2 protein-coding genes and 1 tRNA gene are annotated in these 11464 nt (G+C 69.4%); 2 read left to right on the top strand and 1 reads right to left on the bottom strand.

Features of this window, described 5'->3' with window-relative positions:
• The first annotated feature begins 13 nt into the window (after positions 1-13).
• A complete protein-coding gene (locus tag ABZ909_RS39690) occupies positions 14-1240 on the top strand; it encodes a cation:proton antiporter (RefSeq protein WP_357010881.1) in 1227 nt (408 codons plus the stop codon).
• Between the two features lie 313 nt (positions 1241-1553).
• Here ABZ909_RS39690 and ABZ909_RS39685 read toward each other — a convergent pair.
• Positions 1554-1635 (bottom strand) — tRNA-Leu (locus ABZ909_RS39685).
• A 389-nt stretch (positions 1636-2024) separates the two neighbouring features.
• Between ABZ909_RS39685 and ABZ909_RS39680 the strand changes: the two genes are divergently transcribed.
• The gene (locus ABZ909_RS39680; protein ID WP_357010879.1) at positions 2025-11378 is read left to right on the top strand and encodes a fatty acid synthase subunit beta domain-containing protein; all 9354 of its coding nucleotides are present in this window, start codon (positions 2025-2027) and stop codon (positions 11376-11378) included.
• Positions 11379-11464 lie beyond the last annotated feature (86 nt).

Genomic DNA, 11464 nt, shown 5'->3' with positions numbered 1-11464 from the left:
TTCGGAGTCTCTTGTGTCGAGCGCCAGCACATCCCTACTCTTCGTCGATCTCGTGCTGATCATCGTTGTCGCACAGGTCGGTTCGTGGCTCGCGGTACGGTTGGGACAACCGCCGGTGATCGGTGAGATTCTCGCGGGCATCCTGCTGGGCCCTACGATATTCGGGCATGGCTCGGTCGATAGCGTGTTCCCACGCGAAAGCCTGTCCTACTTATCGGCATTCGCCAATGTAGGCGTCGCGATCTTCATGTTCGTCGTCGGCTTGGAAATCGACGCGAGCGTCCTGCGCGGGCACCGCCGCCCGGTACTGACGGTGTCGCTGTTCGCCTACGTCCTCCCCTTCGCTCTCGGTTTTGCCGTCGGCTTCACCGTGCTGCTCCGTGAGCATGCCACCAATCGCCTGGCCTTCGCCCTCTTCCTCGGTGCGGCCCTGTCGGTCACCGCCTTCCCGGTGCTCGCCCGAATACTTGCCGACCGCGGCCTGATCCACACCGAGATCGGCCAACTGGGCCTGGCAAGTGCCGCCGTCGACGACGTGCTTGCCTGGTGTGTCTTGGCCGGTGTGATCGGCTACGCCGGAGCCGCCTCGGGCAGCCACTGGCGGCTACTCCTCGCCATCCCCTTCATCCTTATCCTCCGCTGCGCGCAGCGCCCACTGGCCTGGCTATCCCGCCTCGACACCCGACACGGCAACCGCCTGATGACCTACGCGGCCATAGCCGGAGCCCTGATCTCGGGCGCGGCAACCGAATGGATGGGACTACATCTCATCTTCGGAGCCTTCGTCTTCGGAGTGGTCTTCCCACGCGACGCACGAACCGCCGTCGAAGACAACGCAACCCTCGTCAGCTCGATCTTCCTCCCAGCCTTCTTCATCGTCGCCGGTCTCCGAGTAGACCTCCGCGGCATAGACCACACCGCCTACCTCGAACTCCTGGCAATCATCGCCATCGCCTTCCTCGGAAAATTCGGCGGAGCCTACCTCGGCGCTCGCTGCTTCTTGCCGCCGAAAGGCGCCGGAGCCGTTGCCGCCCTGATGAATACCCGCGGCCTGACCGAACTGATAGTCCTAGCCGTCGGCCTCAACCTCGGGTTGCTCGGCCCCTCTACCTATTCACTCCTGGTGATAATGGCCGTCCTCACGACAATGATGACGGGCCCGCTACTTCGGCTGTTCGACACCAGATCGCGAACGGACCGACCCTCGAACCAGGCAAGCGTGGCTGCCGAAACTCGTTGACATGAATGCCCGAGACCGGCCATTCCGATGCCGCGATCGGTGACTCACCGATGCAGACCCCCTCACCGCACTCGACCACTGGCGAGGTCGACATCGGCGGTGCGATGGGCTGGACAACCTGCTCCTGCGTGTTCAAGTGCACTTGAAGACGCAGGATTGGATTCCGGTCCAAGTGCCGGAGATACGTGTTCTAGTAGGTGACGGGCACAGGGGTGACTCGGTCTGCCCGAAGTTTGCCCGGGTGCGAAAGGCGTTGGCTCGCTGTCCGATTCGACGCGATCCCACCGCTCGGATTTTGTATCAAGCTTTGTAGTGCGCGAGGCGGGACTTGAACCCGCACGTCCTAGGACACCAGAACCTAAATCTGGCGCGTATGCCAATTTCGCCACTCGCGCTAACGGTACGACCGTCCAAACTTTACCGGGTCTAACGGAGATCGCGAAGCACCGGGCGGGTGTGGCGTACTGGTCGGTAACCTCACCAGGGATTATAACGATTTGATAAACCTCAATGTGAGGGAGCCTCACATTTCCTACACGGACGTAACCGAGCCCACCAGCGGCTTCAAATATGAGGGAGGGTCATGTTTGGCATCATTCTGGTACGGACGTACGGAAAAACTGCTCGGTAGGTGCCCGGCTGGCGGCCAAACATGAGGAGATCCTCATGATTTTGTGTCATCCTCGGCTTCTACCAGGGCCTGTGGGCCGGAGGGATACCTGCGCACCGTGAGCGCGGTCCAGTCCTGTGGAGACTGGCCGCCAGGAGAAGGAAGTCGAACGTCTTGACGATCAACGAGAGCACCGGAACCGGATCGAAGGCCAGGGCGGCGGGGAAGTCACGGGAGAGCGGGGCCAGGTCGTCACTGCTGGACCGGTTGCTGGGGGGCGCGCCGTACGCTCTGGCATTCGGTGGGCAGGGCGCGCAGTGGCTCACCGAGCTCGAGGAGATCGGGCGGGATTCCGCCCTGGAGCCCGAGCTGACCGCACTGGTCAACGAGGCGGCAGCCAAGTTGGAGCCGGTCGCCTCGCAGCTGCTGGTCGTTCGGCCGGTCGGTTTCGACCCCATCGCATGGATGCTGGAAGAAGAGATCGCCGACCCGGAGCAGGGGGAGGTGTCGGGAGCGCCGTCAGCGCAGGTGTTGCGCTCCGCCGCCGTCTCGATGCCGGGTGTGTTCCTGACCCAGGTCGCCGCGCTGCGCGCGCTGCGCCTGCAGGGCCTCGACATCGTCGCGCACGCGCCCGCCGCCATCATCGGCCACTCGCAGGGCCGCATCGCCACCGCCGCCGCCGAGGCACACGGGCAGCGTGACGCCGAACTGCTGGCCATCGCCCAGATGATCGGCGCCGCAGCCGGTCTGGTCGCCCGCCGCCGCGGTCTGCTGCCGGTGGGGGAGAAGTCGCCCATGGTCGCCGTCTCCAATGTCGACCCCGAGGCCCTGAAAGCCGTTGTCGCCGAGGTCATGGCCGGTGTGGCGCCGGAGAAGGCTGCCGTGCTGTCCATTCGCAACGGCCGCCGCCGCGCCGTGCTGAGCGGCCCGGTCGGCCAGCTCGACCGTGTACGCCAGCGCGCCGCCGAGATCAATGCCGAACAGGCGCACGAGCGCGATGCCAAGAAGCGCGGCGGCGCGGTCTTCGCCCCTGTCTTCGAGGACATCCCGGTCGAGGTGGCCTTCCACCACCCGGCGCTGGCCGAGACCGTCGACCTGGTCGAGGGCTGGGCCCAGCAGTGCGGCCTGGACACCGAGCTGGCCGCGCGCCTCGCCCGGGAAGTGCTCGTCGACCCGATCGACTGGGTCGGCACCGTCGACGACACCGTCTCCCGTGGCGCGCAGTGGATCCTGGACCTCGGTCCCGGCGACCTGCTGACCCGCCTCACCGTCGGCTCGCTCAAGGGCACCGGCGTCGGCGTGCTCGCCGCCTCCACTCGCCCGGGCCAGCGCAGCCTGTTCACCCCCGGCGCGGCCCCCGAGGTCGCCGCGGCCTGGAGCGAATTCGCGCCCAAGCCGATCCGCCTGCCCAACGGCCGCATCGTGGTCGAGACCGCGTTCACCCGCCTCACCGGCCGCTCGCCCATCCTGCTGGCGGGTATGACCCCCACCACCGTCGACGCGAAAATCGTTGCGGCCGCGGCCAATGCGGGCCACTGGGCCGAGCTGGCCGGTGGCGGTCAGGTCACCGAGCAGATCTTCGCCGACCGTGTCGAGGAGCTGAAGCAGCTGCTGCAGCCCGGCCGCGCGGTGCAGTTCAACTCGCTGTTCCTGGACCCGTACCTGTGGAAGCTGCAGCTGGGAGGCAAGCGCCTGGTGCAGCGCGCCCGCAGCGCCGGCGCCCCGCTGGACGGCGTCATCGTCACCGCCGGCATCCCGGAACTCGAAGAGGCCGTTGCCCTCATCGAGGAGCTGTCCGAGGTCGGCATCACCCACGTCGCGTTCAAGCCCGGCACCGTGGCCCAGATCCGCGCAGTGCTGCGCATCGCCGACGCCGTGCCGTCGTACCCGGTGATCATGCACATCGAGGGCGGCCGCGCCGGTGGCCACCACTCCTGGGAAGACCTCGACGATCTGCTGCTCGAGACCTACGCCGAACTGCGTGGCCGCGAGAACGTGATCGTCTGCGTCGGCGGCGGCATCGGCACCCCCGAGCGCGCCACCGAATACCTCACCGGCGAATGGTCGCAGCAGCACGGCTACCCGGCCATGCCGCTGGACGGCGTGCTGGTCGGCACCGCCGCCATGGCCACCCTCGAGGCCACCACCGCCCCCGAGGTGAAGCAGCTGCTGGTCGACACTCCCGGCACCCCCGACTGGGTCGGCGCGGGTACCGCTGTCGGCGGCATGGCCTCCGGCCGAAGCCAATTGGGCGCGGACATCCACGAGATCGACAATGCCGCCTCCCGCACCGGCCGCCTGCTGGACGAGGTCGCCGGTGACGCCGAGGCCGTGGCCGCCCGCCGCGCCGAGATCATCGCGGCTCTCGATGCCACCGCCAAGCCGTACTTCGGCGACGTCGCCACCATGACCTACCTGGAGTGGTTGGAGCGCTACGTCGAGCTGGCAGCCTCTCTGCCCCAGACCCACCCTGACCTGGACCGTCGCAAGGACTTCGACTGCGGCGCCGACTTCTCCGACGCCATCGCCGACGCCACCCGCTCGGTGTGGCTGGACATCACCTGGCGCGACCGGTTCGCGGAGATGGTGCGCCGCACCGAATCCCGCCTCAACCCGGCCGACCGTGGTGAAATCGCAACGCTTTTCGCCGACGACTCCGCCTTCGAGGCCCCGGTCCAGGCCATCTGCACCCTGAAGGAGCAGTACCCGGCCGCCGCCGGCACCGTGCTGCACCCGGCCGACGTCCCGTTCTTCGTCGCGCTGTGCAAGACCCCCGGCAAGCCGGTCAACTTCGTCCCGGTCGTCGACCAGGATGTGCGCCGCTGGTGGCGCTCGGATTCCCTGTGGCAGGCCCACGATCCGCGCTACACCGCCGACCAGGTCTGCATCATCCCGGGCACCGTCGCCGTCGCGGGCATCACCCGCGTCGACGAGCCGGTCGGTGAGCTGCTGGATCGCTTCGAGCAGAACACCGCCTACTCCCTGGTGCGCGCGGGCGTCGTGCCGGCCGCCGTGGACGGCCGCCGCCGCGCCGAGGTCGCCAACGGCCTGCTCGACATCGTCCTCGCCGCCCCCGACGTGCAGTGGGCCGGCCGCACCACCGTCAACCCCATCCACCGCCTGGGCGACCTGGACGAGTGGGAGATGAACGGCAAGGGCGCCAAGCATCCGCGCACCGGCTCCACCCTGTCCGCCACCGAGGGGCCCGAATCCGATTCCGCCTACGTGGAATTGACCGTCCCGCTGCTGGGCAAGGATGCCGTCCGCATTCGCATCACCGTCCCGCCCTCCGTGTACAACGGTGGCGCGCCGGTCATCACGGACACCGACGCCGAGGCCGCCATGGCGGCGCTGCTGGCCGTCGCCGCCGGCCAGTCGCTACCCGAGGTCAAGGCTGTCGACGACACCCAGGTGGCGCACGTCAACCTGGCCTGGAGCCCGGACCTGATCGCCGACCACGCCGGCGTCACCGGCGCGGGCCTGCCCGACAACCTGAGCACCATCGGCCGCATCGCCCCCGACGTACTCGTCGGCGCCTGCTGGCCCGCCGTTTTCGCGGTCCTGGGCGCCACCCGCACCGCGGACGCGCAGAGCGTCATCGAGGGGATGCTGGACCTGGTCCACCTGGACCACCAGATCGAGCTGCTGGGCGAGCTGCCCGCCGAGCATGCCGTGCTCGCCGTCCGCGCCGAATCCGCCGGGGTGCTCGACACCGACCTGGGCCGCGTGGTCGAGGTCGAGGTCACCGTCGGCGTCATGCGCGACCACGGTCTGGAGACCCCGGCCGTCGCGAAACTGGTGGAGCGCTTCGCCATTCGCGGCCGCACCGGCAGGGCCGAGCTGGCCGACCCGCCGCGGGCCGCGGGCTCGCTGTCCGAGGACGCCTCCGACACCCCGCGTCGCCGCCGTCGCGACGTGACCCTGGTCGCGCCGCGTGCCATGGGCGCCTTCGCGCAGGTCTCGGGCGACTTCAACCCGATCCACACCTCCGACAACGCCGCGAAGCTGGCCGGTCTGGGCAACCCGATCGTGCACGGTATGTGGCTGTCGGCCGCCGCGCAGCACGCAGTCTCGGCCATCGATCTGAGCGACAAGGTGCCGCCGCGCACCATCACCGCCTGGACCACCCGCTTCCTGGGCATGGTCCGGCTCGGTGCCAAGATCGATGTCCGCGTGGAACGTGTTGCGGTGGACCGGGGTTCGGAGATCGTCGAGGTCTCCTGCCGCATCGACGGCAACCTGGTGATGACCGCCACCGGCCGCATCGCCCCGCCGAAGACGGTCTACGCCTTCCCGGGACAGGGCATTCAGGCCAAGGGGATGGGTCTGGAAGCCCGGACGCGGTCCAAGGCCGCCAAGGAGATCTGGGATCGCGCCGACAAGCACACCCGTGAGGCCCTGGGCTTCTCGATTCTGGCCGTGGTGCGCGACAACCCGACCTACCTCAAGGCACGCGGCATCGAGTACCGCCACCCGCAGGGTGTGCTGCACCTGACCCAGTTCACCCAGGTGGCCATGGCCACCCTCGGCGTCGCCCAGGTCGCGGAGCTGCGCGAGGCCGGCGCCTTCATCGAGGGCGCCATGCTCGCCGGGCACTCGGTCGGTGAGTACAACGCCCTCGCCGCCGCCGCGGGCGTGCTGCCGCTGAACGCGGTCCTCGAGGTGGTGTTCCAGCGCGGCTCGGCCATGCACGAGCTGGTGCCCCGTGATGCCCAGGGCCGCAGCAACTACCGCATGGCGGCCATCCGGCCCTCGCAGATCGACATTGCCGATGACCAGGTCATCGGCTGGGTGAAGACCCTCGGCGAGCAGGCCGGGGAATTCCTCGAGGTCGTCAACCTGAACCTGCGCGGCGCGCAGTACGCCATCGCGGGCACCGTGAAGGGCATGGAGGCGCTCGAGACCGAGATCGAGCGGCTGCGCGCCGTGACCGGCGGCAAGCGGGCGTTCGTGCTCATCCCGGGCATCGACGTGCCGTTCCACTCGACCGTCCTGCGCGCGGGTGTACCGGAGTTCCGGGCCAAGCTGCTGGATCTGCTGCCCGCCGACCTGCACCCCGAGCTGCTCGTCGGCCGCTACATCCCGAACCTGGTGCCCAAGCTGTTCAACCTGGGACGCGAATTCGTCCAGGAGATCGCGGATCTCGTGCCATCCGAGCCGCTGGCCGAGGTGCTGGCCGACTGGGACGAGTGGACCGCCAAGCCCGTCGAGCTGTGCCGCGTGGTCCTGGTCGAGCTGCTGGCCTGGCAGTTCGCCAGCCCGGTCCGCTGGATCGAGACCCAGGACCTGCTGTTCACCGATGTCGAGCACGGTGGCATCGGCGTCGAGCGGTTCGTCGAAATCGGTTTGGCCGCAACGCCGACCGTGGCGAACCTGGCGTCGAACACGCTGAAGCTGCCGCAGTTCGGCAGCGCCGTGGTCGAGGTGCTGAATATCGAGCGCGAGCGCGGCGTCGTCTACTCGACCGACACCGATCCCGCTCCGGTCGAAGAGCCCGAGGAGACCCCGGCCGAAACCGCTTCCGCCGCACCGGCTCCCGCGGCTGCGGCAGCCCCGGCCCCCGTGGCCGTGCCGACCGGCGGCCCCACCCCGGACGACATCGCGTTCTCCGCCGCCGACGCCACCCGCGTGCTCATCGCGCTGTGGACCAAGCTGCGCATGGACCAGATCGGCCCGGTGGACACCATCGAGGGCCTGTGTGACGGCGTGTCCTCGCGCCGCAACCAGCTGCTCGTCGACCTCGGCGCGGAGCTCTCGCTCGGTGCCATCGACGGTGCCGCCGACGCGGACATGGGCGCGCTGTCCGGCACGGTCGACCGCCTGGCACGTACCTACAAGCCGTTCGGCTCGGTGCTCTCCGACGCCATCGGCGACCACCTGCGCAAGGTCTTCGGCCCCTCCGGCAAGCGGCCCGCCGCCATCGGCGACCGCGTCAAGAAGGTCTGGGGTCTGGGCGACGGCTGGGTCAGCCACGTCACCGCCGAGGTTTCGCTCGGCACCCGTGAGGGCCAGTCGGTCCGCGGCGGCGACCTGGGCGGCCTGGCCTCCGGCGGCCTCTCCGATGGCGCGTCCGTGGACGCCACCATCGACGCCGCCGTGCAGGCTGTGGCTTTGCGCCGCGGAGTCGCGGTCTCCATGCCGTCCGCCGGCGGCGGTGGCGGCGCGACCGTCGACGCGGCCGCGCTGGGCGAGTTCACCGAGCAGATCACCGGCCGCGACGGCGTGCTGGCGCAGGCCGCCCGGGTGATCCTGGAGTCCCTGGGCCACGCCGAGCAGGCGTCCGCGCCGGAGGCCACCGAGGACACCCTGGTGGATCTGGTCTCGGCCGAACTGGGTTCGGACTGGCCGCGACTGGTCGCGCCCGCCTTCGACGCCCGCAAGGCGGTGCTGATCGACGACCGGTGGGCCAGCGCCCGTGAGGATCTCGCCCGCCTGTGGTTCGGCAACGACGGCTCGCTGCCTGTCGAACCGGTGGTGGACGGCTACGTCGGCGCCGGTGAAGCCGTTGCGGCGCAGGCCACCTGGTGGCGCAACCGCGCTATGAAGGAGGCCCGCTCGGTGCTGGCCGGTGTCTACGGCGCGATCGCCGAAGCTGCCCTCAGCAGTGAGGATCCCGGCGTCTGGTCCTCCGATATCGCCGTGATCACCGGCGCCAGCAAGGGTTCCATCGCGGCGGCGGCCACCGGCCGGCTGCTCGCGGGTGGCGCCACGGTCGTGGTCACCACCTCCAAGCTGGACGACGAGCGCCTGGGCTTCTACAAGCAGCTATACCGCGAGAACGCCCGCAAGGGTGCCGCCCTGTGGGTGGTCCCGGCGAACATGGCCTCCTACACCGATATCGACGCGCTCATCGAGTGGGTCGGTAACGAGCAGGTCGACAATGCCGGTGGCGCCAAGATTCTCGTCAAGGAGGCGATGACCCCCACCCTGTTGCTGCCCTTCGCCGCGCCCCGTGTGGCCGGTGACCTCTCCGACGCCGGCGCTCGCGCCGAAATGGAGATGCGGGTGCTGCTGTGGTCGGTTGAGCGTCTCATCGGCGGTCTGTCCAAGCTGGGCGCCGACCACGACGTGGACGCGAAACTGCATGTGGTGCTGCCGGGTTCGCCCAACCGCGGCATGTTCGGCGGGGACGGCGCCTACGGCGAGTCCAAGGCCGCCCTGGACGCCATCGTCGCCAAGTGGCGCGCGGAGAAGTCCTGGTCGGAGCGGGTCACCCTGGTGCACGCGCTGATCGGCTGGGTGCGCGGCACCGGCCTCATGGGCGGCAACGACCCGCTGGTCACGGCCGTCGAGAAGGCGGGCGTCCACACCTGGTCCACGCTGCAGATGGCCGACGAACTGCTCAAGTGGTGCAGCTCGCGGGCCCGCGTGGTGACCGCGGCCGGACCGCAGCAGATCGACCTCACCGGAGGTCTCGCCGGAGCCAAGCTGGATTTGCCGGAGCTGGCCCGCGAGGCCCGCGAGCAGGCCGAGACCGCCGCCGACGAGTCGGAAGGCCTTGACGGCGCCAACACCATTGCGGCCCTGCCCGCTCCGCCGACCCTGAGCTCCAAGCTGCCCACCCCCGAATGGGGTTCGGTGACAGCCGATCTCGACGACATGGTCGTCATCGTCGGCACCGGCGAGCTCGGCCCCTACGGTTCGGCGCGCACCCGCTTCGAGATCGAGGTCTCCGACCAGCTCTCCGCCGCGGGCGTACTGGAGCTGGCCTGGACCACCGGCCTGGTCACCTGGGAGAACGACCCCAAGCCCGGCTGGTACGACGCCGAATCCGGTGAGTACGTCGAGGAATCCGAGCTGGCCGACCGCTACCACGACACCGTGGTGGAGCGCTGCGGCGTGCGCCGCTACGGCGACGACGGCGCCATGATCGACAATGCCGCCCCGCTGCTCACCTCGGTGTTCCTGGACAAGGACCTCACCTTCGTGGTCAACAGCGAGGCCGAGGCGCGTGCCTTCTTCGCCGCCAACCCGGAGCAGACGGTCGTCACCCCGGTCGACGGCACGGGCGACTGGCAGGTGACCCGCAAGGCGGGCACCGAGATTCGCGTGCCGCGCAAGGCCAAGCTGTCGCGCACCGTCGGCGGTCAGATCCCGACCGGCTGGGATCCCACCAAGTGGGGCATCTCCGCCGATATGGCCGGCTCCATCGACCGGGTGGCGCTGTGGAACATCGTGTGCACCGTGGACGCCTTCCTGGGCTCGGGCTTCAGCCCGGCGGAGCTCATGAGCTGGGTGCACCCGGCCATGGTCGCCAACACCCAGGGCACCGGTATGGGCGGCATGTCGTCCATGCGCTCGCTCTACATCGACAACCTGCTCGGTGAGCCGCGGGCCAACGACATCCTGCAGGAGGCGCTGCCCAATGTCGCTCTGGCGCACGTGGTTCAGAGCTACGTCGGCTCCTACGGCGGCATGATCCACCCGGTCGCGGCCTGCGCGACCGCGGCGGTCTCCGTCGAGGAGGGTGTGGACAAGATCCGGCTCGGCAAGGCCGACCTGGTGGTCGCGGGCGGCTATGACGACCTCGGCATCGAGGGCATCGTGGGCTTCGGTGACATGTCCGCCACCGCCGACTCGGCCGTCATGTCCGCCAAGGGCATCAGCGACCGTTACTTCTCCCGCGCCAACGACCGCCGCCGCGGCGGCTTCGTCGAATCGCAGGGTGGCGGAACGGTGTTGCTCGCTCGGGGCTCGGTGGCGCTGGAAATGGGTCTGCCGGTGTTGGGTGTCGTCGCCTTCGCGCAGTCCTTCGCCGACGGCGTGCACACCTCGATTCCGGCTCCGGGCCTGGGCGCCCTGGGCGCGGGTCGCGGTGGCCCGGAGTCCAAGCTGGCCAAGGAACTCGCCAAGCTCGGCGTCACCCCGGACGAGATCGCGGTGATCTCCAAGCACGACACCTCCACCGCGGCAAACGATCCCAATGAATCCGAGTTGCACGAGCGACTGGCCACCGCCATCGGCCGCTCGGAAGGCGCTCCGCTGTTCGTGATTTCGCAGAAGACCCTCACCGGTCACGCGAAGGGCGGCGCGGCGGCCTTCCAGATGATCGGCCTGTGCCAGGTGCTCGAGCAGGGCGTCATCCCGCCCAACCGCAGCCTCGACTGCGTGGACGAGAAGATGGCCCAGTACCCGCACCTGGTGTGGCTGCGCGAGCCGCTCGCGGTGGGAGATCGCTTCCCGCTCAAGGCCGGTCTGGTCACATCGCTCGGCTTCGGGCACGTGTCCGGCCTGCTGGCCATCGTGCACCCGCAGGCGTTCGTCGAGGCCATCGCTGACGCCGAGCAGCGGGAGGCGTACCAGCGCAAGGCCGAAGAGCGGCAGTTGGCCGGCCGTCAGCGCTTGGCCGAGGCCATGTGCGGCGGCGCCCCGCTGTACGAGCGGCCCGCCGACCGCCGCCTCGGTGGCGACGGCACACCGGCCAAGCAGTCGCGGCAGCTGGAAGCCGACATGCTGCTGTCGCCGACGGCCCGGCTGAACTCCGAAGCCGTCTACGTGGCGGTGCCGAAGGGACCGGCTTGCCGGTAGGCCACACAGACCGGCCTGTCGGTAAGTAGCTCCCGCCAGGTCCGCACGGCGGGCTCGCGCCGGCGCTTCTCGGAGTGCCCGGTGCG

Source organism: Nocardia sp. NPDC046763, assembly GCF_040645495.1.
Taxonomy (GTDB): domain Bacteria; phylum Actinomycetota; class Actinomycetes; order Mycobacteriales; family Mycobacteriaceae; genus Nocardia.
The sequence above is the reverse complement of the archived record's forward strand: the minus strand, read 5'-3'. Positions and strand labels throughout refer to the sequence as shown.